This window comes from Paenibacillus sp. JT31N11, from assembly GCF_056269285.1.
In genome coordinates, this window is the sequence record NZ_JBWDNQ010000018.1 from 79688 (window position 1) to 105928 (window position 26241).

Here is a 26241-nt window from a genome sequence, read left to right on the forward strand (position 1 = left end):
GGGATTAAGCCGGAGTCCTCAACAAGAGGGGGACTCATGGCTTACGGAATCAGGAGGTACTGCCATGACATCAGAAGCAAAGAAGGCTTGGTGGGTAGAGAGCCGCTTTGGCATGTTTATTCACTGGGGACTATACAGCCTGCTGGCCCGGGGCGAATGGGTGATGTTCAACGAACGGATCCCTGTCAAGGAATACGAAAAGCTGGCACAAGATTTCGACCCTGTCAAGTTTGACGCGGATGATTGGGTAAGGCTAGCCAAGGAAGCGGGCATGAAATATATCGTAATTACCGCCAAACATCACGACGGATTTTCCATGTTCAGAACGGAGGTGGACGCCTACAATATCGTAGACAGCACTCCGTATGGACGCGACGTTATGGTCGATCTGGCACAAGCCTGTCAACGCCATGATATCAAACTGGGTTTCTATTATTCCCACGTGCGCGAATGGCGTCATCCCCATGCCCAGAGTTTGGAGACGAAAGGGCCCAGTCTATTGGGAAACTACGGAAACTTTTGGGACTATCGCGATGAGAGGCGCAAGAACCTTCAAACCTACATGGACGAGTTTAACAAACCGCAGCTTAAGGAGTTGCTTACCCAGTACGGACCGGTCGGGATTATTTGGTTTGACACACCATCCCTGATCCGGCCGGACCAAGCTCAGCAGTTGGTCGACCTGATCCGGGAGCTTCAACCGGATTGCCTTGTCAACAGCCGCGTATCCGATGACGAGGAAGTGGACTATGATTATCTGAGCCTGGCGGATTGCGAGATCCCTGGTGTCAGCGCAGGAGCCGATTGGGAAACGCCCATGACCATCTGTACGGCATGGGGTTACTATGACCAGCCCGGGAACATTTATCGATCACCTGAGGAACTCGTACATCAGCTTGTGGACATTGTAAGTCTGGGAGGCAATTATTTGCTCAACGTCGGGCCTACAGGCGAAGGAGAAATTCCGAGTGAAGCAAGGGAGCGGCTGCAGGCCGTAGGCAAATGGATGAGAGTCAACGGCGAGGCTATCTACGGAACGAAAGGATCTCCCTTCGAAAAGCCACCCCGTTGGGGCCGGATTACGCTCAAGGGAAGCCGCCTCTACCTTCATGTCTATGACTGGCAAAAGATGATCTCTCTCCACGGTTTGAATAACCAGATAACGGGATGCTATCTTCTTTCCGAGCCCGAGGTTCATCTATCTTACAAGCGGACTCGGGACGATAAATTGGGATTGGAGCGGCTGGAGATCGAGCTGCCTAACAGTACTCCGGACCCTTTCTGCACGGTTCTGGTGCTCGAGATTGACGGCGAACCCGATGTGGATAACCTCAACCTGCAGGAAGAATCCGGCTTGATTCAACTGACGGCAATTCAGGCCTCCATCCACCGCGAAGCCGAGGATAGCAGGCTTAAACTCTCACGTTCGGGAGCGATGCAGGATTGGCTGTTTAAAGAGGACTGGTTAAGCTGGGATTTCTTCGTAACCCAACCGGGCGAATACAGCGTCCGGCTTATGGCAAGCACTGGACACAATGACCAGCAATGGGACTACGGGCATGAAGTGGAAATTATCATAAACGGTCAAAATATAGTGTGCCGGATAGACGAAATAGACATCATTCATTACGGTCAGCCCATTGAACTTCAGGTCGGCCGTATTACGCTCGATAATGCGGAGCGTTACAGTGCCGAGCTGAGAGCGAGGATGATCAATGGAAGAAACCTGAGCGGATTGACCTTCCAGACTATTAAGCTTGTACCCGTCGACTGAATGCCGCTGGGAATATGGTAAGTTGAAGCGTAAAACCGCTCATTGGAGCGGTTTTTGCTTGACGTTGCGTGCCCCGAAGCGTGTACCCTCTAGTACTGTAATGCGTAAATCAACAAACAATTAACTTTGCAAAACCTTGCCTGCGTACGTCCACTTGAACGGTTTGGCCAAGGTCAAGTTGAAGTAGCGGACAAACGCCCTGTTTCGAAGTAAAGGTATGAAACCGAAATTATGGGAATAGGGCCTTGAGAATGGAACGAGGCACGACCCACCTGAATTCCGGACATAATGCGTGCTGGTATCAGCGGTTACCTGCATGCTTTGGTGCTACTCATAATTTGAGACTTGTAAAGAAAAAAGGAGTATCTGCTTATGAGCGTCGTCTTTTTGGAATGGTTTACGAAGGACAAGCAATTCCCTTTCTTTATTCATTATGGCAGGCACGATACGGACCTTGAACTTCATAAGCATATCGACTTCTCCGAATTCGTTATTGTGTTGAACGGAAACGCTACGCATATCGTCAATAACGAAAGCTCCTTTATCAAGAAAGGCGACGTATTTGTTATCAACGGATCCACCTTCCATGGTTTCAAAGATCCTCACGATTTTAATATTTGCAATATTATGTATCCGCCCGAAATGCTTCGATCAGTTAGCCCGGATTTAAGAACATCCAATGGTTTTCAGGCGCTGTTTGTTTTGGAACCGTTTTACCGCAATATTCATTCCTATCAAAGCAAGCTCAGTTTGCCGATTCCCAGCATGGAATATGTCTCTACGCTTCTCTCTTACATGATTGATGAATTTAACGGCAAGCTTCAGGGGTATCAAACGATGCTTCTTGCCCGGTTTATGGAGCTCGTTGTCTACTTGTCCAGGCAGTATGATGGTCAGGAGTATGGCAGTGACAGCAAACTGATGAATTTAGCGAAAGCGATCTCTTATATTGAAGACCATTATCTCGAGCCACTTACTTTGGAGGAGGTCGCGAAAGAATCCGGTATCTCTGTTAGGCACTTGAATCGGATTTTCCAATCCTATTATCAAACGAGTCCAATCTCCTATCTACAGTATCTCCGCTTGGAACGTGCGTGTACGTTACTGAGACATACCAAACTTACCATTACCGAAATCGCTTCCCAGTGCGGGTTTGCCGACAGCAATTATTTCACCCGTTCGTTTACCAAGTTTTACGGGATTCCCCCCAGGGCATATCGTTTGAATCGGTAATCTCCCATGCGCAAATGAGCGCCTGTTTCCTGCGGAAACAAAGCGCTCATTTCACGAGCTTCCTATTGTCCTATCCTTGTTAAACCATCCAAATTTGGTGATACTCTTCCTCCCTAAACCCCAAATTATTAAATTATCTATATTATGCAATTCAATGACTTGAATATCAAAGACAATAGTTATGCCGTTTCTCCCTTCCACGAATCCACGACTGGACGCGCGTCTAAATTGTGCTATTACATGACCTGATAATTAAGGTTTTAAGTTAAACTGTGCTTTATGCTTATTGTAATTCAGCTACAATAAACTGTAATCATTTTAAAAAAAGAGTATTGAAAAATAGGAGGAAGGGATTGTTATCAGCCATCCATGATAGCGCTTAAAAACAAGTCTTGAAAGCTCCATTACTCTGGCGCAATTTTTATTTATCGTAACCGAGTATCGAAGTGATAGTTAAGGCTTGGTAATTCATAGAAGCCTGACTGACAGGGAGGTTGGAACCGGATTGTTTCGAGTTGTTCGCAGGTATACCATAACGATCGTATCCGTGTTGCTTGCTGTATGTTTCTTTTTGTGGTGGCAAAGCGGGAAGGGATTTGACGACAAGGCGATGGCAGGGATTCCCGATTACGCTGGAGTGGACATGAAATCCATACTATCGGATGAAGATGTGTTTGCCAATCTTGAGCCGACCTATTTAAGCTACTATGCAACGAAACAAAAAGAGGGCGTCAAGGATACACAGGGAGTTGACCTGGAGATTCCGGCTGTTCGATACAATGCTGCCAGCGCTGCTGGCGTAAGCAAAAAATCCGGAGTCGGCGGGAGAGAGGAAGAGTCGCTCCTGCTGAACGAAGAGAACGCTTGGGTCGAGTATAAGGTGGACATCCCGCAGGATGGCTTTTACCAAATAAGCCTTGATTATTATGCGTTGGAAGGCAAGCGTAGCTCTTTACTTCGCAACGTACAAGTGGACGGGAAATATCCGTTTATGCAATCGAAAAAGCTGGAATTCATGAGAATGTGGAAAGAGGCCGGACCTGTTATCGTCGATAATCAGGGCAATCAATACAACCCGAAGCAGGAGGAGGTGCAAGGCTGGCAAACCTCCGTCTTTAGGGATTCTGAGGCCAAGGTACTCGAGCCGCTTCGATACCATTTGACGCAAGGCGAGCATATGATCCGGATCGGCGTCATCCGGGAGCCGTCAGCGATCGGAACGCTTCGCGTGTTTTCGCCTGAACAGGTTTCAACCTATCAGGAGCTCGAAGCCGAGTACAAGACAAAAGGCTACAAGCCGGTGACAAAGCAGCTCATCAAGATTCAAACAGAGGAGACGACACTGAAGTCCAGTCCGACGCTACGGAGGCTGGAAAACAGAGATCCGGCAACGGAGCCGTTCAATAAGCGGGGCGTCGGCTTGAACAGTTTTGGCGGAGCAAGCTGGCGCAGCGGAGGTCAATGGGCCGAGTGGAATTTTGAGGTTCCGGAGTCGGGTTTATATAATATTGGAATAAAAAACGGCAGTTGGTTTATCGACGGAATGCCGGTTCAGCGGACGATAAAGCTTGACGGGCGGCTACCTTTCAAAGAAATGAATGCGGTTACTTTCGAGAGCGGCGATAAATGGCAGCTGAAGAAGCTCGGAGATGGTGAACGCGAATATGAGTTTTATCTTGAGAAGGGAAAACATACGCTTCGGATGGAGGTTCAGATCGGCACGTTGGGAGAGACGTTCGAATTGGTGCAAAGCGTTTCTCGGCGTATGTCGCTCTTAAGCCGCGAAATCATTTTATATACCGGAACGAATCCGGACCCGAACCGTGATTGGGAGTTGAATCGCAATATCCCGAACCTGATCCCGCGTTTGCATATGATGGCCCGAGACTTGGATAATGCCATTCAAGTGTTGTATAAACTGGGAGTACACAAGGGAAGCTCACAGATCAGTCCTCTCGGCATCGCGCGCGACCAGCTGCTGAACATGGCGAAAAAGCCAGATACCATACCTTCGCGACTAAAGCAGTTGTCTGATACGCAGTCCTCGCTGGGGACGTGGATTAACGGCCTGAGTCAGCAGGCGCTGCAGCTTGATTATTTTGTTATCCAATCAACGGATCAAGAATGGCCGAAGGTCACTTCGAGCTTCGTTGCCAGGACCAAAGTATCAATTTATGATTTTTTCCTGTCATTCCGAAAGGATTACCGGGGCGTTGGCAACGTCTTCGACAAGGGCAGCGAGAAAACGATTGATGTCTGGGTATCCCGAGGTCGAGATTGGGCAGAAATTATCAAGCAGCTCGCGGATGAAGATTTTACGCCAAAAACGGGCGTTAAGGTTAATATCAACATTCTCCCTGCGGGGGACAAAAACAAGCTCTTGCTTTCCTCGGCAACCGGATTGCAGCCGGATGTGGCTCTCGGCGTCGATGCGCAAATTCCGATTGATTTCGCTGTGCGGGGTGCTTTGGTTAATTTGAATGAGTTCACCGATTACGCGGAGGTGGCGAAACGGTTCCGTCCGGGCGCTCTCATCCCATATAAGTTTAACGGAGGCGATTATGCGTTACCGGAGAACCAGAATTTCAATATGCTGTTCTACCGCAAGGACATTATGCAGGAGCTCGGCGTAACGAAAATTCCAGAGACATGGAGCGAGGTGCTTGATCTCATTCCGCTCTTGCAGCAGAAGGGGATGGATTTCTACTATCCTCATGGCGCTGGCGACAGTGCAATCAATGATTTTTCGACATTCTTATTCCAGTATGGCGGCGACTTCTATAATAAGGATGGATCATACTCAACGCTTGAATCGCCGGAAGCGATGCAGTCGGTCAAGATGTGGACAGGACTGTACACCAATTACAAAATCAACAAGGAAGCCAATTTCTATAACCGTTTCCGCACAGGGGAAATGCCGATTGGAGTGGCCGATTATTCCACCTACGTGCTCTTATCTACTGCAGCTCCGGAATTGACTGGCTGGTGGGGGATGAAGCCGATACCGGGCATTGACAAGGGGAACGGGGTAATCGATCGTTCGACGGGCGGTCTTGCGCAAACCGCGATGATATTCAAGAATTCGGAGAAGAAGCAGGAAGCCTGGGAGTTCCTCAAATGGTGGACCAGCGCTGATGTGCAGGAGCAATTCGGTGCCGAGTTGGAATCGTTGCTTGGCGTTGAGGCCCGTTGGAACACAGCCAATGTAGAAGCATTGAAACGGCTGCCTTGGTCATCTGAGGATATTGATTCGATTATGGAACAATGGAATTGGTTCAGGGAAAAACAGATTGTGTTGGGCGGCTATTATACGACGAGACAGATCGCGAACGTTTGGAACGAGATCGTGCTAAACGGGAAAAACCAGCGGGAATCGATTGAAGATGCTGTCATCGCGATTGACAAGGAAATACGCAAAAAAAGGGAAGAGTTCGGATTGCCAGTAGCTTCCGAATCTACCGAAGCGGGACCAGTCGAAGGGAGGGCGAAACAATGAATCAAACTGTGGCGGCTGCACCGGCAGAAATCAAGCACAGACCGGCGAAACGTAGCCGAGTCGGGCAACTGTGGCTGGACATAAAGAAGCATAAAATATCGTTTCTTTTTCTGGCCCCCTTTCTGATCCTGTTTACAACCTTTACGGTTATTCCGGTTGCTACCTCGTTCGTACAAAGCTTCATGTATTACAACATTGTGGAACCGCCACGCTGGATCGGCTGGTCGAATTACAAGCTGCTGCTTGTCGATGACGAAGTGTTTCTAAAGGCAATCGCCAATACACTAAAATTTGCTATTGTTACCGGGCCGATCGGTTATGTTCTGGCGTTCTTGCTCGCGTGGTTGATTAGCCAAATTCCGGTCAAGTACAGATTTTTTTATACCCTGTGCTTCTATACTCCAGCGATTACGAGCGGAGTCGCGATCTCTGTCATTTGGATGTACTTATTCTCAGGTGACAGTTACGGGTTGATCAACTACTGGGGAATAAAGCTCGGCATTCTAGACGAGCCGTGGTTGTGGCTTTCCAACATCAAAACGATGATGCCCGTTCTGATGATCGTTTCTTTATGGTCAAGCATGGGAATTGGATTCCTGGCTTTCCTTGCAGGCTTGCAAAATGTCTCTCGGGATTTGTACGAAGCCGGAGCAATTGACGGCGTTCGTTATCGCTGGCAGGAACTGTGGTATATTACGGTGCCGTCGGTTAAACCGCAGCTATTGTTCGGGGCTGTCATGCAAGTTGTAGGCTCCCTGCAAGTAAGCGATCTCAGCACATCACTGCTTGGTATGCCAAGCATACTGTATGCCGGACATATGATCATGTCGCACTTGCAAGACTATGCGTTCATTCGATTCGAAATGGGCTATGCCTCTGCAATTGCCGTCTTTCTTTTTCTGTTGATGACCGTATTAAACAGAGTTGTATTCAAATGGCTGGGCGATAGGGGGTGAACTTCGATGGCACGTACTTCAAGAATTGTTAAAGGAAAGCGAATCGACCTCAGCGGAAACTTGTTATATGTGTTTCTGACTGTGTTCGGACTGCTAATGTTGTTGCCGCTTATGTATATGGTATCATCGGCGATGAAGCCGACCTCCGAGCTGTTTTTGTTCCCGCCGAGATTTTTAGTTATGAATCCGACGCTCAAGAATTTCAGGGACCTGCTGTTTGCGACAGGGACCTCAATCGTTCCATTCAGTCGGTATATTTTTAACAGCATTGTGGTATCGGCAAGCGTCGTCGTTGGCGGCATTGTCATTTCGGCACTTGCGGCGTATCCGCTAAGCAAGCACGATATGCCGTTCAAAAAGGCTATATTCAGTGTGGTCATCTTTGCGCTGATGTTTGCGCCTCAAGTAACGCAAATTCCGCAATTTCTGGCTGTAACCAAGCTTGGAATGATGAATACCTACTTTGCGCTCATCGTGCCGTCATTGGCCTCTGCCGTGTCTCTGTTTCTCATGAAGCAGTTTCTGGACCAAATTCCAGATGCGCTGATCGAAGCGACGCGGATTGACGGAGCGAGCGAATGGATCATATTCTGGCGGATTATCATGCCGTTGCTGAAGCCCGCATGGGCGACGCTCTCGCTGTTCAGCTTCGTCGGAGCTTGGAACGATGTTGGGTCGCCGACGATCTATACGACGACCGAAAGCATGAAGACGCTGCCGCTTGCGCTGCAGACCTTGAACGGTGGTGCCGGTGTTGTGGCGAGAGCCGGGACGGTGGCGGCGGCAAGCTTGCTTATGATCCTTCCAACATTTATCGTGTTCATCATCACACAAAGAATGGTGCTGGAAACGATGGCGCATTCCGGAATTAAGGAGTGAGGGGCGTTATGTCAAACATGCAAAAATGGAAGCAGGCTGCACTGCTTCTCGTCGGGCTGGCGATTTTGCTAACGACGGCTCCTACAGCTGCTTATGCGGAAAACCCCTACTGGGGCTATATCTACAATACGAATAAATCCAATAAGCCATCGATCAACGGTTATTTACCATTGGACTCGATTGACGGTTATGACATGGTGAGCGGTCCGTTCAATAGTCCGGAGGATCTGTTTGTCGCTGCTGACGACACGATTTACGTTACGGATACGGGCAACAACCGGATTATTCATTTCGACGTGATGCAGCAGGTTATCGGCATCTATGGGACCTCCGACGGATCGGGCAAGCTTAACGGACCAAGAGGCGTATTCGTAACGCAGGGGGGAGACGTCTACGTTGCTGATACGCAAAACCGGAGAATTGTCGTTTTTGACAAAAGCGGAGCGTTCAAGAAGGAATATGGGGTTCCGAATAGTCCGCTACTCGGGAAAGATTTTGTCTATTCCCCATCCAAGCTAGTTGTCGACAAACGGGGCTACCTGTTTGTATCGAGCGACGGTAACAGCTTGGGGCTTATGCAGATTCGACCTGACGGAAAGTTCGCCGGCTTCTTTGGGGCCAATCATGTACTATATGATTGGACACGTAATATCGTTAAGCTTATTGCAACCAAGGAGCAGCGCGACCAAATGGCGTTAGTCAGACCTCCGGAATTCTCTAATATGTTCCAGGATAGCGAAGGCTTCATTTATACGACAACCCTCGGTATTCGGCAAAATCAGGTCAAACGGCTAAGCGCTGTCGGCGTCGATACGCTTAATGCGAACGGGCAAACCCGATATGGAGATTTGATTATGGCTAAGGATGATCTCGAGCCGTTGCGGGATGCGTTTGTAGACGTTACAGTCGACAAAACGGGATTTATCACTGCGCTTGATCAAACGAACGGCGAACTGTATCAGTACGATAAGCTCGGCAACCTGATCTTTGTATTCGGCGGTATCGGAAATCAGGACGGCTTGTTCAAGACGGCTGCCGGAGTCGCCGAAACGTCTGACGGCACGATCTATGTCACCGATAAAACGCGGAACCGGATCGAGAGGTTTTACCCTACGCCATTTGCCGATCTGGTGCACAAAGCTTCACAACTTTATGCAGATGGAAAGTATAATGAGGCTTACGGTCCATGGAAACAAGTGCTGGAGCGGAACAGCAATTACGATTTGGCTTATCTGGCGATTGGCAAATCGCTCTTTCGACAGCACAAATACGATGACGCCATGCGGTATTTCAAACTGGGAGGAGACCGTGGAGGATATTCCAACGCGCTCTTTGAGTATCGGAAGGTGTTCATTCGAGAACATTTCGGCGGTATCGCTACTTTAATCAGTGGTTTTACCATTGCGCTGATGTTGCTGCACAGAGCGATCAAGCGCCGATGGTTCGCAAGATGGAGCAGCGCACGTAAACAACCACGGAAGGGGGAGGGAATCAGTGGAAGGGTATAAATTGATGAAGCGATCCCTCTTTCATCCAGTGGAATTCTACTACGACATTCAATTTGGCGGCAGAGCGAAGGTACGGAATGCACTTCTGCTTATAGCTCTTGCCGTCGTGACTCGAATCATTAGCCTAATGTTTTCCGGCTACGCCTTCCGTACGAGTGAAGCCTATCAGGTATCCGTACCGCTTGAAGCCGCCTGGATCGTAATTCCGTGGCTGACCTGGTCAGTAGCCAATTGGGCGGTTGCAACGATCATTGACGGCGAAGGAAAGTTCAAGGATGTGTTTATTAGTAGTGCATATATATACCTTCCGTACATTTTGCTAACCATACCGATTTCACTTCTAAGCAATATCATGACCCAGAACGAAGCTTCGCTCCTTAACGGAATAACGACCTTTGTGACATTGTGGATGATCTTTTTGCTTCTGACGCATGTGAAAATCATCCACGATTTCGAACTTGGCAAGACGATATGGATTACGCTTTTGTCAATCTTCGGGATGCTGATCATCTGGTTTATCAGTATGCTCATATTCGGTCTGATCAGCCAATCCATTCAGTTTGTATTGGACATTCTCAAAGAGATCAGCTACAGGGTATAGGAGGAGATAAAATGAATCAAATAAGCAAACAACATCTGCTCCTTGCCGTGCTAAGCGTCGCGATGCTGACCGGATTACTCTGTTACTTCTTGACCTGGGAGGACGGTCCTTATGCAAGCGCCGAAAAAGCGTCGAAGTCTACGCAAGCAACCGAAGCAACCGTGCAAGCATCGACCGTGAGTCCGACAGAAGCGGTGGCAGTCAATTCGGAGCTTACGCAGATAAAGACGACGAAGCTGGCTGCGGAGAACGGAAAATTCCAATTGTACGTATCCGAAGATGACGGACAGATCCGCATCCGGAACAAAGCAAGCGGAAAGGAATGGCACAGCGCTCCGCCCGTTGATAATAAGGTCCTGCCCAACAACTTGAGCTATATTCAAGCGCCCGTACAAATCAAATATACGGAAGGCAAAAGCATCTCCACAACATACCCGTCCAAGGCGAAGGCTCAGGTGAGCGGAAATCCGATCGAGTCCGGGTATCGGTTCAATTTTGCTTTCAAGACGCTAGGTATATCGTTTGCGATGGAATATCGCCTGAACGATACCGGATTCGAGTTAAACATCCCGTTCGACTCCGTACAGGAGACCGGCGACGTACGGTTGACTGGTATTGAGGAGTTGCCGTTTATGAACGCAACCGCACCTGGCCAACGGGGGGCGATTTTGGTGCCGGACGGTTCGGGAGCGCTCATGAAGTTCAAGGAGAATCGACCGGACAATTTCGATTCGTACAGCCAGTTCGTATACGGAGGCGACAATGCGTTTCAAACAAACGTATATGAGAAGGTAAGGAAGGTGCAGGCAGAGATCACCGTCAACCCTCCCAAAGAGAAAATCGCTCTCCCGATTTACGGATTGTACGTGGAGAACAATAGCGCATTTCTTGGCATTATCACGCACGGAGACAGTGATGCCAAGATCAATGCGACGCCGTCCGGAATCCGCAACGTCCAGTTATACCGGACATCCGTTGAATTTATGTACCGTAAAGACGATGTGATTTTCATCGGAAAATCAGGAGAAATTCCGATGATTGAAAGGACGCTCATTCCGGGAGATCGCACAATCCGCTATTTGTTGCTAGAGGACGATAAAGCGAATTATGTCGGGATGGCACATGAATACCGCGGTTATTTAATGAATGATCAAGGATTGACGCCTGTGCAGGATCAAACGGCCCCATTTCAGCTGCACTTGGTCGGGGGTGTCGTACGGGATGAAATCATCGGAAGCACATACATTCCGATGACGACGTTCGAGCAGGCGAGAACTATTGTAGATCGTCTGCTCGGTCTCGGGGTAAGTCGGATTGAGGTTACCTACGATGCATGGAACGATGGAGGGAAATACGGCAATCAGCCCAAGCATTTCCCGGCACAAGATGAGCTCGGTGGAAATAAGGAATTAATGAAGCTAGCGGACTATTTGGAGCAGAAGGAGATTTCGCTTTATTTGAACACAAATTACGTAAAGCCGTTCGCGGGAAGCGATGGGTTGGAGGCCAGCCGCGACGCCATCCGGGGGCTGAACAACGAGCCGATGCCTTTGTTCCGCAACTGGTGGGATACGAAACAAATGTCCGACTTCAAGTTTTACTTGATGAAGCCAGACCGTGTATCCAAACAGTATATTGCTAAGGAAGCGAACAAATTTACGGAATTCGGTGTCGACGGCGTTCATCTCGAATGGATGGGCGATCTGGTTTACTCCGATCATACGGATACCTCGCCTTTTCAGCGAGCGCAGACGATTGATGTTTGGCGAAATTCGCTGGACCTTGTCCGCAAGCAAACTGGAGACGCAGCTGTCGATTACGGATTCGCGTACACATTCGGCCATATCGACCGGATCGATCAGGTTCCGCTTGACTCCAGCCGATTCGTCTATACAGATGAGACTGTGCCGTTCTACCAGATCGCGCTCCACGGATTAATTCCGTATTATGCCGAGGATTCAAACAATTATCAGGATGATCCGCGCGTTTATATGCTTCGCATGCTCGAATACGGGGCTCTGCCTAGCTATACAATGACGTATCAGCCCCCAACGGATTTAAAGAGGACGACTTATGATGAGCTGCTTAGCAGCGAATACACCGTTTGTGAGAAGCCTGATGCCGAAGAGTATGCGAAGATTGCGGAGGTGCTTGCACCGCTTGTCGGCAAAACGATTGAGGATCATCAGTCCTTGATGCCCAAAGTGTATCAAACGATCTATTCGGACGGAACGCGAATTATTGTGAACTATAACCGTTCAAACGTTACAGTTGATGGTAAGACGATCGAAGCGTACGGATTCGAGGTCATAAAGGGGGCGGTTGAATGAAAATAAGACTGTCGATGCGAACCCGGCATTATTTAGAAGGCTATGCGTTCATTTCCTTATGGGTTGTCGGTTTTCTGCTCTTCATGGCGATGCCGCTCCTTCGCTCCCTGTACTACTCGTTTCAGAAGCTGAGTGTCTCGCAATCGGGTCTTCAGGGGGTTTGGGTCGGTTGGGAAAATTATCGCAACGCTTTCACCGTTGATGTTGAATTTACGCCGAAGCTAATCTCTAATATCGTAGACATGCTTCTGACTGTGCCGATTATTCTTATATTCTCGATGTTTTCTGCGCTGCTGTTGAACAAAAATTTTCGGGGCCGGATGATCATTCGGGGCATCTTCTTTCTTCCGGTTATCATCGCATCCGGTTCCGTTCTGTCGAAGCTTCGTGAACAAGGCGCCGCATCGTTGCCGATTTTCAAGCAGTACGATCTTGCCGTGAAGCTGAGTAATGTTATACCTTCCGATCTTCTTATGCCGTTGCTTACTATGCTTGAGTCGCTGACAGTGTCAATGTGGGATTCCGGCGTACCGATCCTCATCTTCCTTGCCGGACTGCAATCAATCTCGAGCAGCCTGTACGAGGCGGCCAAGGTGGACGGTGCTACTTCATGGGAAAGCTTCTGGAAAATTACTTTTCCGATGATTAAGCCGATGATTCTGGTCAATATATTGTTCTGTATTGTTAATTCCTTCACGAAAGCGAACAATGACGTAATGGACTACCTGCTCAAGACGGTCATGTTTGGAAAACTGGAATATGGATACGGCGCCGCATTAGGGTGGATTTATTTTGTGGTTATATTCATCATTATCGGTCTGGTGCTGTTTATTTTCCGCGATTCCATCAGAGAGAGAGGGTAACGCGATATGCAAGCTGATCATTCATTATTCAAAGCCGCCATTCACAGAATTCGATGCGTGGGACGAGATAGCACCGTATCCGCCCTCAAACGGCGGTTCAGAAGTGGCGCCGTCGTCACATTCCATTATGTCATGCTGTTGAGTCTGTCGTTCGTGTTCGTCTATCCGATGCTGTATATGCTTAGTAAATCGCTTATGCAGTCAGTTGATGTGACGGATGCATCCGTTCAGTGGATCCCAAAGGAGCTGTCGTTCGTCAATTACAAATATGCTTTTCAGGAGCTCCACTATAGCAAAAGCTTCATTTATAGTATACAGACATCGCTCATTCCAGCACTGATTCAGATTTTGAGTTGTGCTATTGCTGGTTACGGCTTCGCCCGACACCGCTTTCCGGGGTATACATTGCTGCTCGGCATGGTGTTGTTTACATTTCTTGTCCCACCACAGACAATTACTGTTCCTATTTTTATGTTGTTCAGCGATTTACATTGGATAAATACAATATTGCCGTTCATAGTACCGGCGTTATTCGGCCATGGACTTCGCGGAGCGTTATTCGTGCTCATCTTCATGCAGTTTTTCCGTGGTCTCCCCTCGCAAATGGAGGAGGCTGCCAGAATTGACGGCGCAAGCGCGTTCCGAACCTTCTGGTCAATCATGCTGCCGCTCGCCCGATCCGCCATGCTCGTCGTGTTTCTCTTCTCGCTCGTCTGGCATTGGAACGACCTATTTCAATCAAATTTATTTACGACGTTGAACGATAAATTCAATCTTACGCAGTATATGGCAGTTATTGACGGCCAGGGCGAGCAGGAAATTCAACAAGGGCTGGGGAGCGCCTCCAGCGGCAAGGTCGGTCTCGCTCCGACCTTTCTGAACAGGATTATGGCCGGGGCGCTGATGACGATATTACCGATGTTGCTGTTGTACTTGTTTACACAGAAGTATTTCGTCGAAGGCGTCGAGCGTGCCGGAATTGGCGGCGAATAATCTGTCCGATCGTCTGGCAGTAATGCTTTTCTGCTGGAAAGGGGGGAATGTCCTGGCAACAAACAGATGTAGTTTTGGTCTTACGATGCAATTACGGGTATGTCAAATTTTAAAAAAGGGAGAGGTTCAATCGAATGAAAAAGAAAATGTCAATCATGCTTGCTTTGATGCTGTTACTCACAGCAGTCTTGACCGCATGTAGCGGATCGAATGGAAACGATACTGCAAATGAGAACCAGGAGCCTGCGAAGGAGCTGTCTGGAGAACTGACCTTATGGACAATCTGGAAAGAAGATAAAATAATGCCGTTCTATGAAACGATAACGAAGGCGAATCCGAAAGTCAAAGTTAATGTTGAGCAACTTGCGTGGGACGAAATACAGAAAAACCTGAAGACGGCGATTGCGGCAGGGACAGGCGGTCCAGATGTCATTATGTTTGAAAACGGCTGGTTGGCTCCGGCCAACATGTCTGCGGGCGTAGAGAATCTGTTGGATCCTATATACAACGCAACAGATCTGAAAGACTATTATACGGATCCGAGCTGGAATTTCTGGAGATCGTTGGACGGAAATAAAATGCTTTCTTTGCCACTCAGCGTGGAACCGAAAATGACAATCTATCGCTCAGACGTTCTCGAAGAGAACGGCTTCCCGAGCGATCCGAAGGAGCTCGCCGAGTATATCTCCAATCCGGAACAATTCTTGGAGATGGCGCAAGCGCTAAAGGCGAAGGGCATTTTCTTGCTGGAAAACAATCGGACGATTATGGATGTCTATACCGTTGGCGACAGAATGTTTGATCGCAATCTGAACTTCGTGCGCAATACCGAAAAATATGTGGAAGGTCTAAAGCTTGCCCAGCAGGTGAAGCAATTAGGGCTTGCGCTCAACCAGAGCGCGTTCTGGAGCGATCCGGGTAAACAAGCGGTAGCAGCCGGCAAGATGGCGATGATTTATGAAGGCAGCTGGATCCTCGGGACAATCAAGGATACGGCGCCCGATTCAGCCGGCAAATGGAAAATGACACAACTGCCGTTCGGCAAAGCGTATGCTAGCAACGGAATGTCATTTGCTATTTTGTCGCAGAGCAAGAATAAGGAGCTTGCTTGGGAATTCATCAAGAGTATGCAAGCAACGGACGAAGGCACCAAGAATTACGTATCAGCAGGCGGTGGCACGGCATACAAACCGGCGTGGTCGTTCCCTGAATTCAAGGATTACACGTACGTGACGACAGGTGACCAAAAAATAAATGAAATCATGTCGGAAGCGGCACAAAACTCCATGAATAATGAAGTAGCTACTCCGCTTGACGACAAAGCAAATGAAATTTGGAATAAAGGCATCGACGACGCGATTGAGAAGAACAAGGATCCGAAAGCAGCCATTCAACAAATCGCCGAAGATATCGAAAGAGCTATTAAGGCTGACAAAGATAAGTTGAAAGCCGAATACGGCATCCAGTAAGCATTTCCGCTTGTTGCACTTCTTCTGTGTGCGCCACGCATGGCGGTTAACCAGGCGGTGAAAGTCCACTGTGGGGGCTTGTAGTGGCCGACGGAAACTGCCATCGTGCTGTAAACTAAGGCAGCCTCTCCATCCTGATATGGGAATCGCAGGAACTAATTCATTGGTCCAAGCTGAGAATGGTTGAGGCTGCACCTCCGGATGCTGGCTGAGCCTGGGCGCCGGAAGCGTTCTACGATGCCGATTCTGAGCAATTTTTTCATATATTGGGCCTCTCTATGCATGGAGATAAGGGTATCGGAAGGTGGCGAAGGCCGATATCACCGCATATTGGTGACGAGAACCAGAATTCAAGGACGGCAATCGCGCAGAGCGGTTAATCTCGAACTTGTTGACTCTCGTTAAGGGGGATGAACCGAATAATCATGACAGATGCGGCTTATACGCCAATCTGTTTGACGCGCATCCTCCTCAAATCGACGGAAACTTCGCAGCCACCGCGGGGATTGCCGAGATGCTGATGCATCGCATCAAGGATATTTGGAACTCCTGTCGGCCTTGCCCGGCGCTTGGAATGTCGACTTTGCAAAGAGGTTCATGATGTTCAAGCGGGGAATGGATGTATCGGGTTCTTTGCTGAAAGCGCGTTATATCGTAACGTTGTCTCAAACGGAGGTCGTGCATAATGGCTACCCGAGTTGAGGGAATAGTCATGTGTGTCTGTATAAAGCTATTCCATGTGGCTTGATACTTAAGGATGATTTTAATTCCGTGAAATATTTCAGTATGAAAACAGGACAACATCTAATTAGGAGGAGATCTATGGTGTGATTTTTGTAAGCGTTTTTATGTGTTGAGAGAAAGCGGAGCCCCGGATTTTATCTAAGTTCGAGTTATGGTTGGAATAAAAAATCCCTCTACGAATGCAAGGAGGAAAGCAGTTTGTCCCATCTGTCTCGGTGAATGCCGAGATGCTATTAAGTAAACGGGGAGGTATTTTATGAAAGGGAAAAAATTATTAGCTCAAATCGTGGTCTTCAAGTAGTGGCGAATTGGAAACTGTAAATGATGGTCAATTACCTGTTGACACTGAACAAAATTTAAATTTACCTTAATTGGTATTTAATGTTACAAAACCGGATATGGCGTGGATTCATTAAGCCATTTTAATTGTGCTTTTTTGAAGGAAGAAAATCAGAGTTTATAAAAATCTTGTTGAGAAGACCAGCAGACTTTGCAGGCGCAAAGTCTGCAGACAAACTTGTAAAATTAATAATATCTAAACGCTTGTGAGACATGGGGATTTTCCAATTTAGACATATGTATAAAATACGGGTTTTGTACATATCTATACTCTAAAGTGTTAAAGTATAGATTTTTCCATTAAAACCTTTCGAAACAGTCTCATTACATATTGTCCTAAATCGGGGTTTTCGACTGCTTTTGCTCTACCGGTTAATGTACCTTCTCCTTGCCCTCTGTCGTTCTGTCCCCACGAGTATGCCAACTCTACGATATCATCGGATCATTGGTATAGAACACCATAGCTAAATTAGGATCGAAGATGTTCCCCGCATTATCAACTGATTTGATAGTTATCGTATGTTTCGTGTTTTTCGCTAAATCCGTCAAACGAACTTGCGTTCCACTTGTCGTTGCCAATAATTCATCGCCCTCATAAACCTCATATCCGTAAACGCCCGAACTTTCGTCCGTGCCCGGCTCCCAACTTATTAAAGTATCAGTTCCCGTTTTATTAATTAAAATGAGAAGCTGAGGCGCTTGAGGTTTCTTTATCAAGCTTGGCCGTCTTTTGGGCTTCTTGACTTACATTTCCCGCCCAGTCCACCGATCTCGCAAAAACGGGTATCAGGCCTTTAATGTCAACAGAAAAAGGTACAAGATAATCTTTCCACTCGCCGTCCGTCCCTATTTTATACTGATATTTCTGAATCTGACTGGCATTGTCCGTCGCCTATCAGCCAATTTAAGCAAGATGAACCTTATGCCGTTGTCGTAAGCGATCTGACGTATATCCGGGTAGACGCTAAATGGAATTACGTCTGCTTATTTGTCGACCTCTAACCGTGAAATCATCGGTCACAGTTGCGGGACGCGAAAGACAGCCCGACTCGTTTACAAAGCGATTGCGAGCGTCTGTCTGGATGGCATTGAGATGCTCCATACGGATCGCGGCAGTGAGTTCGATAACCAACTCATTTCCAAGGCGCTGGAGACGTTTAGCATCAGACGTTCGCTAAGCAAAAAAGGTTGTCCTTACGATAATGCGTTTGCCGAAGCGACGTTTAAGATTTTCAAGACGGAATTTGCCACACAACGACATTTCCACAGTCTCCAACAGCTTCAGGGGAGGTGGACAATTATGTCCACTGGTTTAATTACCACCGCATTCACGGGATACTCGGTTACCGAACACTGGTTGAAGCAAGACGGTTGCCTCAGAAAAATCTGTCCAGTTTATTGTTGACAATCCAGAGGTGTGTTTTGAACTCCATGAAAGTAGCGGCACAAGCCTTGCTATTCCCTCGAGTGGGATCGGAGGATAAAACACATATACATAAAGGATAAAGAAGCTGTATAGGCGATATCGCGGAATGGATTCAGGAGGCTCGGACTATAAATAGTTCTGTTTAACAAGAAAACAGCGGCATCTTTGGGGAAAATAACCCCGGACTGTCGCCAAATTTATTTTGCGAATCCGTGCCGCATAACGGGAAAAAGCTCCCTCGACCGCAAACCGCAATGTCAGGGGAGCTTCCCGCTTACCATATTCCCGCTACAGGGTGACGACCACCCATTCATCCTCCACCTTTACCGGGAACGTCTCGACGGAGGGCCACTCTCCCTCTTCCGCATCCGCCCCCGGCCGATCCGGGGTGGCGGCCAGACCGACGATGTTCACCTCGTAAGCCCTCACCCGGCATTTGATCGGATCGAAGACCGATTGTCCGTTCTTAATGTCGAATTCCCAGCCGTGCCACGGGCAGCGGACGATTTCGCTGTCCATGCCATATTCGTAGACGCCCGGCTCCGACGGCATCATGATGCCCTGGATATGGCCGAGACACAGCTCCGCTCCCTGATGCGGACAGCGGTTGCGTATCGCGTAGTAAACATTTTTGATATTATAAACGCCGATCGACTTGCCCTCCAGCGTCACAATCCTGCACTGTCCCGGCAGTAGCTCTCCGGACGGGCAGACCGGGTGCCGTCCCATATGGCTCTCGCTCCTTTACAAGTGATACAGCTCGCACGCGTTTTCGTGAAAAATGCGGTTCTTTAAATCCTCCGGCAATCGGGGAAAGGCAAGACGCGGCGAATCGAAATCCCAATGCGGATAATCGCTCGCGAACAACAGAATATCCTTCGCGTTCATCTGCTCCAGCACCTGCAGCAGATGCCGGTCCTCGTCGGGCCGCTCAATCGGCTGAGAGGTCAGCCGGATATGATCCTTCAAATATTCGCTCGGCTTGCGCTTCAGCCAGGGCAGCTCCTTGTAGCAGCGCTCGTACTGCATATCCAGCCGCCACATGAGCGCGGGCAGCCAGGAGACGCCGCCCTCCACGAGGACGACCTTCAGCTTCGGAAACCGCTCGAAGACACCTTCGAGCAGCAGGCTGACCAGATGCACCTGATAGGACACGCAGTGCAGCGTGCTCCATTCGATATAATGCGTCGGATAGCCTATCGTCGGCGGGTTGTTGATGCCGATGCCGTCGTTGCCGGCGTGCATGGCGAAGGGCAGCCCGTAATGATCGCATATTTCGTAGATCGGATAATAGTTCGGCTGCCCGTAGGGCGCGCGCGTCGCGGAATCGACTAGCACCTGGACGAAGTGCTCGCGGCCCGCCCAGCGCTCGATCTCCTTCACCGCGCCAGCAGGGTCCTGCGAAGAGACGCAGATCGAGCCCTTGAACACGCCATCCGGATTATAGGCACCGACCCACGTCTCCGCCAACCAATCGTTGAAGGCGCTCGCGACCGCAGACGAATAGTCCGCGTACGGAACCGGGCTGTTGAACGGACGATGGAGCAGGATGCAATGGTCGATCCCGTACTCGTCGACCAGCTGCTTCCTCAGAAAGTCCGGGTCCGACCCCGGAGGGCCCGACGGGGGAACCGAGTCGGTCCTGTTGACGCTCATCGGATGGTGGTAGATATCCCTGCCCGTCTGGTTGAAGCGGCTCCGCCACTTTTCCGGCAAATATTTGCGAATCTGTTCGTCATTGTACGGTGTAACATGAACATCGCAGTCGATAATGCCGCGTTTGACCGCCGTTTGCGTCGGCATAGCCTCATCTCCTCCGTTACAGCTTGTAGAATTCCCTGGCGTTGTCGTGCAAAATGCGCCGCAGCGCGGCTTCGTCCATATCCGGCAGGTCGGCGGGCAAATTGCCCGTGCCGTCCGGATAATCGCTGCCGTACAGCAGCAGCTCCTTCAGATTCAGCATATCCAGCGTGTCGGTCAGGTCTGCGGCGCACGCCGGACGCTCCAGCGGGTGGCTCGTCAGCCGGACATGCTCCCGCAAATAGTCGCTCGGCAGACGCCGCACCCACGGAATTTCCGAGCGCAGCCCCTTGTACTCGGTGTCGAGCCGCCACATCATCGCCGGCAGCCAGAGGACGCCGCCCTCGGCGATGACGACCTTGAGCCCGGAGAAGCGCTCGAAGACGCCTTCGGTCAGCAGGCTGACCAGATGGGATTGCATCGAGAACGACAGGCCCGTGTAATACTCCGCATAATGGGCCGGATAGCCATGGCTCGTGACGAGGTTCCGGCCCATGCCGTCCCCGCCGGGATGGATGACGACCGGGAGCCCGGCACGCTCGCACGCCTCGTAGATCGGATAATAGTGCGGCTGTCCGAAGGGCGCGCGCGCGCCGGAGTCGAGCAGCACCTGGACAAAATGCGGATGCCCCGCCCAGCGGGCGATCTCCTCGGCCGCCTCCTCCGGCGCCTGGTGGGCCACCGTAATCGAGCCCTTGAACGCGCCGTCGGCGTTATGGCGGCCGAGCCACGTGTCCGCCATCCAGTCGTTGAAGGCGGCCGCCACGGCGCTCGAGTAGCCGCGGTCGGGGTTGACCGACACCTCGGCCCGCGGCAACAAAATTGCATGGGCGATGCCCTGCGGCTTCATCCACTGCCCGCGAAGCTGTTCGGGATCGGTGACGACCCGCTTGCCGTTGGCGGTCTGTCTCGGATCGCCGTCCGGGAGGTCCGTTCGCTTGTACAGCTCGCTGCGGTAGAAGCGGAACCTTTTATCCCAGGGCGGCTGCAGGAACCGCCTGATCTCCGCTATGTTCTCCGGGTGGACATGGACGTCGCAATCGATTACGGATACGCCGGTGCGCCCTTCGGACGCATCCGAGTTAAGCTTGGTTAGCAACATGAACGGGCAACCTCCTTGTTGGGCAGCAATCCGCCGGCACAGTTTATTTCGCGATGCGCCTGTAAGCCGTCGGATTGATGCCGTGAATTCTTTTGAACGCCCTTCCGAACGTATTCAGCGAATTATAGCCCACCCGCTGCGTCACCTCGCCGATCGACAATCCCGGATCGAGGAGCAGCTTCTTGGCTTTATCCATTCGCAGATTTTCCAGATATTCGAAAAAATTGACACCCGTATGCTCCTTGAAATACTGTGACAGATAGACGGCCGATATTTGGAAATGGTCCGCCACCTGCTCCGAATTCAGCTCCGGCAAATGATAGACGCTGTTTAGATAATCGATGATTTCGTGCTTCATCCACTCGTTGCTGCTCCGCTTGCGGCTCTGCAAGGTGCCGCAGATGCCGCTCCAGATGCGGACGATGTTCTCCGTAATCCGGGGCAGATCCTCGGAGTTCTCCAGCTCGGACAGCAGCGACTCGCTCTCCTGGCGCAGCTGTGGATCGTCGAGCCGCGACTGCTCCTGCACCTTGACGATGCTGCCGGCCATGTCGCTCGCCAACAGCCTGAGCATCGGAGGCGGCAGCCGGCGCTCCGCGTAGTTGATCCGGACAACCTCGGCGAGCAGCTCCTTCATCTCCCGCTCCTCGCCGGCCTTCGCCAGGTTCATCAGCCGCAGCTCGACGTCGTCGGGATAATAATAGGCGCCGGGGTTCTCCGGCCGCGGAAGGTCGTCGTACATGACGATGCCGCTCACCATCTCCAGCAGCTTGTAGCTGAGCGCCTGCTCCGCTTCCGCATAGGAGCGCGGCAGGTCGGCCATCTGGCCGTGCAGGCCGCCCGCGGCCAAATCCGGCCGGAAGCGCAGCGTCCGCTGGGCTTCCCTATAGACGCTCCGGAGCATCTCGTCCAGCTCGGCCCGACAAGCCGCCTCGTCGCCCGACTTGAAGACGTGAATGATGGCAAGCTTGTTCTCCTGGATTTCGTGAATATAGCCCCGGTCGAGGACGATGTCGCGCAGCAGCTCGCGGAACATGATCTTCTTCACGTCCAGCTCCTGCAGCGCCTGCTTGTTGTATGCGCTTCCGTCATCGTGCAGATGCAGAATCGAGACGTTGAAGCGGCTGCCCTGCAGATCGACCCCGATGTGCCTGAGCATGACGCCGATGTCGTCCTTCATGTAGAGCTGGTTTTTGAGCAGCCGTTCAAAGAAGGCCGCGCGCAAAAATGGCATCCGGTTGTCGATCTCGTGCTGCAGCTCCTCGTTGTTATCAATCAGCCGGGACACCGTCTGCTCGATGAAGTGATAGGCGTTGCCGCCGCTGCCTCTGCCGCTTCCGCTCTTGCCGTCGAGCTGCTCCATCATCTTTTTAAGCAGCAGCCGCAGCGGCCGGCTGTTCCGGTGGGCCAGCAGCAGCGCGACGATCAGCCCGAGCAGCAGCGAGGAGAGCACGATGGTGACCGTAATTCCCTTGATGTAATTGACCTTGCCGAGCACGAGGTTGCGCGGCTGGACGACGTAATACGTCCATCCGGTCGCCGGCGACTTGGTGTAGGTGATCATCATTTTCTCCGAGTCGATCGTCCGCTCCAGAAAGCCGCTCGAGTCGTCCAGTTTCAAATGGGGCGGCTCCGCGCTGCCCTTCGCCGAGCTGTAAGAGCTGAGAATCGCGCCACTCGCGTCCGTAATGAACGCCGACCCGCCCCTGGAGATGTTGAAGCTGCTCAGCAGCCGCTGTATCTCCTGGTTGTCGATCAGCACGACGATGCTGCCCCCCGAATAGCCGATGTATCCGAGCGAATTGACGTAGGAGATGACCGAGTGGCGCTGATTGCGGAAGACGACCTGCTCGGCTGGCCAGTAATTGCGCTTCTGGTACTGCGCAAACACCTTGCTGTACCACTGATCGTAGGTCAGGCTGTCGTAATGCATATAATTCTGGTAGAAATCGTTCAGCGAATAAATATCGGTGCCGTTCAGCGCAACGCCGTTGTTCTTGAACAGAATAAAATAATCGAGCATGAAATTATTGGAAAACCCGTACTTTGCCAAACTTCTCTGCGTTGCTCTGGTCCTGTACACGTCCGCTCCCTGGAACGGGTCGTTCACATACTGGAACTGCACCACGTCGGGATCGGTGACCGCCTGCTGCACGATGCTGTCGATGCCGGAGAGCTCCCGCTCGAGCACCTTCCGCGTTTGCGCGATGACGGACATGTTGTTGCTGATAATTTCGTTGCGGACGACGTCGACGGTCTGGTAATAAATGACGGTCCCCACCAGAATCGGGATAAGCAGAAACAACAGATACGGCAGAAAGAAGATAGAATAGACGCGTTTCATAAAGTACCCCCCTCGGTTACTTATGAACAATGCCGTGCCAACTATATTTTATCATTACGGCGCGCCGTTTCGGTTACACTTTCATAAAAGCGCTTTCTTCCAGCAGATTCCAATCAAAGCTTTCGCCGGTTCCCGGCACCATCGGCGGCGACACGAATCCGCCCGCATTGATCTCCATATGGCTGCCGAACGGATCGCCGGAGACGATGATTTCATAATAGCTGTTGTTCGGAATCGCGCAGGCCAGGTGCAGATTTGGCAGCCCGCCCGAATGGATCTCCGCCTTCATGCCGAAAGCGTCGGCAAGATGCGCGATGCGCAGCGCCCCGGTGATTCCGCCCTTCAAATGCGTGCTCGTGCGCAGTATATCCGCCGCACCGAAGGCGATGAAGTCGGCCGCGTTGAAGTGGCAGCCATCGGACGTCTCGGCGGCGAGCACCGGAATCGTCAGCTCCTCGCACAGCCTGCGGTAATTGCCGATATTGTATTCCCGCATCGGCTCCTCGTACCAGAGAAAGCCCGCTTCCTCCAGCCGCTTGCCGAGCCAGATCGACTGCTGCAGGTCGAAGGCGCCCGAGCCGTCGTACATGAGGGCGATCTCGTCTCCGACGTGCTTGCGGAGCGCCCTGCCCAGCTCCGCGTCCTTCCTAGCATCGCCCCACGCATGCAGCTTGATGGCCCGGTAGCCCTTCTCCAGCGCCTGGTCCGCGATCCGCAAATACTGATCGACGGATTCGTAGGTGACGGTGCTGGCGTAGGCGGGGACCCGGTTGGCGTAGCCGCCGAGCAGCCGGTACAGAGGCAGGCCCGCGGCCTTGGCGGTCAAATCCCACAGGGCGATATCGACGCCGCCCATCATGTAGATGGGAAATTCCTCGGTCCGGTCAAGCTCCCACAGGTCGTGCCACAGCTTCTCCTTCATCAGCGGATCCTCGCCGATCAGCAGATTCTTCAGTCTGCGCGAAATCAGATCGATGGCAATCGCTCCGCGGCGGAAGGTGCCGACTCCCTCGAGTCCCTCGTCGGTGATGATGCGCAGCACCGTCGTCTCCTTGAAGCTGCCCGACCCGGGCAGGCCCGCGCGCCAGACGTACGGCTGAATCGTCTCCCTGACGGCGTATGCCTTGACATCGGTTATTTTCATGGCGCTACCTCCTTCCTGTTTCTTTACGGGATCGGCTTGTATCTGCCGGGAATCGCCCGGTCGTTGCCCGTCAGATGATTCCACATCTTATACCGCATCTCGAAATCGATCTTCATGTCCTCGCCGTACCACGGCTGAGGCGTCTTCAGAATAGCGACGATCTCGGGATCGCGGTAGCCGTCCGTATTGAACAGATTGCGCTGCAGCTCTCCCGGGTTCAGGCGCAGCTTGAATACATAGCGGGTGTCGTCGGTATAGTTGGGCTGCGCGCAGTGCCAGATGTCGGCATGCCAGACGACCAGCGTGCCCGCCTTCACCGCCAGCTGGCGCTGGCCCTTGAAATTTTTGTAGCGGCCGATGCTGCCGCCACTGACGCGCCGCAGATGAGAACCCGGCAGCACAAGCGTCGGTCCCATCTCTACGGGTGTATCGTGGGCGAAGTAGAAAATCTGGATATCGAACCGCTGCGGATTCGGATTAATCAGCGAATCGACATGCCAATCCTGTGCCTTCAGATGCTTCGGCTTGACGGTATGCAGGAATGAGTGGTCGTATACATAATTTTCGCCAAGCAGACTCTGAATGATCCCCTGCACCCGAGGCAGTTGGAAGACCGAGCGAAGCGACTCCGACTCCTCCCAGAAATGGTACCCCTGCCGCTCGATCTCCAGCTCGTCGCGGTAGACGGCCTCGTTCAGCTCCTGCGGCACGATCGATTCGAAGACGAGAAAACCGTCGGCCACAAACCGGGCGAACTCGCCGGCGGTCAGCAAATGTTCGCGCAGCGCTCTAGTCATGGATCTCTACCTTCCTCTCCAGCACATATTCGTATGGCAAGTGGGCATTTTCATGCTCATGTCCCGGTATATAGACGGGCAAAGTCGGAATATGGATGACATTCCAGCCGTCGCGCATGGCGTCAACGACGGAAGCGTATGGCGGCTCTCCGGTATCGCCCGAGCCCATCTGCATCTTGTCCTTGGGCAGCGCCCCGTCGTAGAGCGCCCATGCGACCGTCCCGGAGTCCAGCTCCGGGGATCTCAAACTCAGAAACAACAACTGCTGTCTTGTGATCAATTCGTTCACCCTTTCGTAAATGTGTGCCATTATCCGCTTGCGGCCGCAACGCGCTGATAGCCTTGCCGCCTGATGGCGGCCGCCCTTCCGACTCGATGCGCCGGGAAGCAGGAGGAGCAAGTGCACGGACGCGCGATGCCCCTGCCTGCTCCCGTCAAGCGCT

General features: G+C 51.3%; 21 protein-coding genes and 1 pseudogene. 13 read left to right on the top strand and 9 right to left on the bottom strand.

Annotated elements, in window-relative coordinates:
• Window positions 1-64: 64 nt before the first annotated feature.
• The 12 genes from AC0YNV_RS35000 to AC0YNV_RS35055 all read left to right on the top strand — a co-directional run bounded on the left by AC0YNV_RS35000 (window position 65) and on the right by AC0YNV_RS35055 (window position 16703).
• Window positions 65-1774 carry an alpha-L-fucosidase gene (locus AC0YNV_RS35000; protein WP_475772164.1) on the top strand — a complete coding sequence of 570 codons (1710 nt, stop codon included), beginning with the start codon at window positions 65-67 and terminating at the stop codon, window positions 1772-1774.
• Between the two features lie 372 nt (window positions 1775-2146).
• On the top strand, window positions 2147-3007 hold the full coding sequence (locus AC0YNV_RS35005; RefSeq protein WP_475772165.1) for a helix-turn-helix domain-containing protein: 861 nt from the start codon (window positions 2147-2149) through the stop codon (window positions 3005-3007).
• A 505-nt stretch (window positions 3008-3512) separates the two neighbouring features.
• Complete coding sequence (locus tag AC0YNV_RS35010) at window positions 3513-6503, top strand: extracellular solute-binding protein (protein WP_475772166.1); 2991 nt, start codon at window positions 3513-3515, stop codon at window positions 6501-6503.
• Window positions 6500-7459, top strand: coding sequence for a carbohydrate ABC transporter permease (locus AC0YNV_RS35015; protein ID WP_475772167.1), 960 nt, complete (start codon window positions 6500-6502; stop codon window positions 7457-7459). Before AC0YNV_RS35010 ends, AC0YNV_RS35015 begins: the two co-directional genes overlap by 4 nt.
• A gap of 6 nt (window positions 7460-7465) precedes the next feature.
• Window positions 7466-8338: a carbohydrate ABC transporter permease gene (locus AC0YNV_RS35020; RefSeq protein ID WP_475772168.1), complete on the top strand. Its 873-nt coding sequence runs from the start codon at window positions 7466-7468 to the stop codon at window positions 8336-8338.
• Between the two features lie 8 nt (window positions 8339-8346).
• Entirely contained in the window at window positions 8347-9846 is a 1500-nt protein-coding gene (locus AC0YNV_RS35025; protein WP_475772169.1) for a hypothetical protein, read from the top strand.
• A complete protein-coding gene (locus tag AC0YNV_RS35030; protein ID WP_475772170.1) occupies window positions 9833-10447 on the top strand; it encodes a YIP1 family protein in 615 nt (204 codons plus the stop codon). Before AC0YNV_RS35025 ends, AC0YNV_RS35030 begins: the two co-directional genes overlap by 14 nt.
• 11 nt (window positions 10448-10458) lie before the next feature.
• Entirely contained in the window at window positions 10459-12777 is a 2319-nt protein-coding gene (locus AC0YNV_RS35035) for a DUF5696 domain-containing protein (protein WP_475772171.1), read from the top strand.
• A complete protein-coding gene (locus AC0YNV_RS35040; RefSeq protein WP_475772172.1) occupies window positions 12774-13640 on the top strand; it encodes a carbohydrate ABC transporter permease in 867 nt (288 codons plus the stop codon). Before AC0YNV_RS35035 ends, AC0YNV_RS35040 begins: the two co-directional genes overlap by 4 nt.
• Window positions 13641-13646: 6 nt before the next feature.
• The gene (locus tag AC0YNV_RS35045; protein ID WP_475772173.1) at window positions 13647-14633 is read left to right on the top strand and encodes a carbohydrate ABC transporter permease; all 987 of its coding nucleotides are present in this window, start codon (window positions 13647-13649) and stop codon (window positions 14631-14633) included.
• Between the two features lie 134 nt (window positions 14634-14767).
• The gene (locus AC0YNV_RS35050) at window positions 14768-16102 is read left to right on the top strand and encodes an extracellular solute-binding protein (protein ID WP_475772174.1); all 1335 of its coding nucleotides are present in this window, start codon (window positions 14768-14770) and stop codon (window positions 16100-16102) included.
• A gap of 391 nt (window positions 16103-16493) precedes the next feature.
• On the top strand, window positions 16494-16703 hold the full coding sequence (locus AC0YNV_RS35055; protein ID WP_475772205.1) for a glycosyl hydrolase family 95 catalytic domain-containing protein: 210 nt from the start codon (window positions 16494-16496) through the stop codon (window positions 16701-16703).
• Window positions 16704-17611: 908 nt separating this feature from the next.
• Here AC0YNV_RS35055 and AC0YNV_RS35060 read toward each other — a convergent pair.
• Entirely contained in the window at window positions 17612-17902 is a 291-nt protein-coding gene (locus tag AC0YNV_RS35060) for a fibronectin type III domain-containing protein (RefSeq protein ID WP_475772175.1), read from the bottom strand.
• Window positions 17859-18065 (bottom strand): annotated as a pseudogene (locus AC0YNV_RS35065) (OmpL47-type beta-barrel domain-containing protein); the annotation flags it as partial. The gene AC0YNV_RS35060 and the pseudogene AC0YNV_RS35065, both read right to left, overlap by 44 nt.
• Before the next feature lie 362 nt (window positions 18066-18427).
• Between AC0YNV_RS35065 and AC0YNV_RS35070 the strand changes: the two are divergent.
• A complete protein-coding gene (locus AC0YNV_RS35070; RefSeq protein ID WP_475772206.1) occupies window positions 18428-18691 on the top strand; it encodes an IS3 family transposase in 264 nt (87 codons plus the stop codon).
• 208 nt (window positions 18692-18899) lie between these two features.
• Here AC0YNV_RS35070 and AC0YNV_RS35075 read toward each other — a convergent pair whose 3' ends face one another.
• The 7 genes from AC0YNV_RS35075 to AC0YNV_RS35105 all read right to left on the bottom strand — a co-directional run bounded on the left by AC0YNV_RS35075 (window position 18900) and on the right by AC0YNV_RS35105 (window position 26078).
• Entirely contained in the window at window positions 18900-19340 is a 441-nt protein-coding gene (locus AC0YNV_RS35075; protein ID WP_475772176.1) for a Rieske (2Fe-2S) protein, read from the bottom strand.
• Window positions 19341-19355: 15 nt separating this feature from the next.
• Window positions 19356-20414, bottom strand: coding sequence for an amidohydrolase family protein (locus tag AC0YNV_RS35080; protein ID WP_475772177.1), 1059 nt, complete (start codon window positions 20412-20414; stop codon window positions 19356-19358).
• A gap of 16 nt (window positions 20415-20430) precedes the next feature.
• A complete protein-coding gene (locus tag AC0YNV_RS35085) occupies window positions 20431-21513 on the bottom strand; it encodes an amidohydrolase family protein (RefSeq protein WP_475772178.1) in 1083 nt (360 codons plus the stop codon).
• Between the two features lie 43 nt (window positions 21514-21556).
• Window positions 21557-23857, bottom strand: coding sequence for a helix-turn-helix domain-containing protein (locus AC0YNV_RS35090; RefSeq protein WP_475772179.1), 2301 nt, complete (start codon window positions 23855-23857; stop codon window positions 21557-21559).
• Window positions 23858-23930: 73 nt separating this feature from the next.
• Window positions 23931-25001: an enolase C-terminal domain-like protein gene (locus AC0YNV_RS35095; protein ID WP_475772180.1), complete on the bottom strand. Its 1071-nt coding sequence runs from the start codon at window positions 24999-25001 to the stop codon at window positions 23931-23933.
• A gap of 23 nt (window positions 25002-25024) precedes the next feature.
• Complete coding sequence (locus tag AC0YNV_RS35100; RefSeq protein ID WP_475772181.1) at window positions 25025-25798, bottom strand: phytanoyl-CoA dioxygenase family protein; 774 nt, start codon at window positions 25796-25798, stop codon at window positions 25025-25027.
• Complete coding sequence (locus AC0YNV_RS35105; RefSeq protein WP_475772182.1) at window positions 25791-26078, bottom strand: hypothetical protein; 288 nt, start codon at window positions 26076-26078, stop codon at window positions 25791-25793. The genes AC0YNV_RS35100 and AC0YNV_RS35105 overlap by 8 nt, the downstream gene beginning before the upstream one ends.
• Window positions 26079-26241 lie beyond the last annotated feature (163 nt).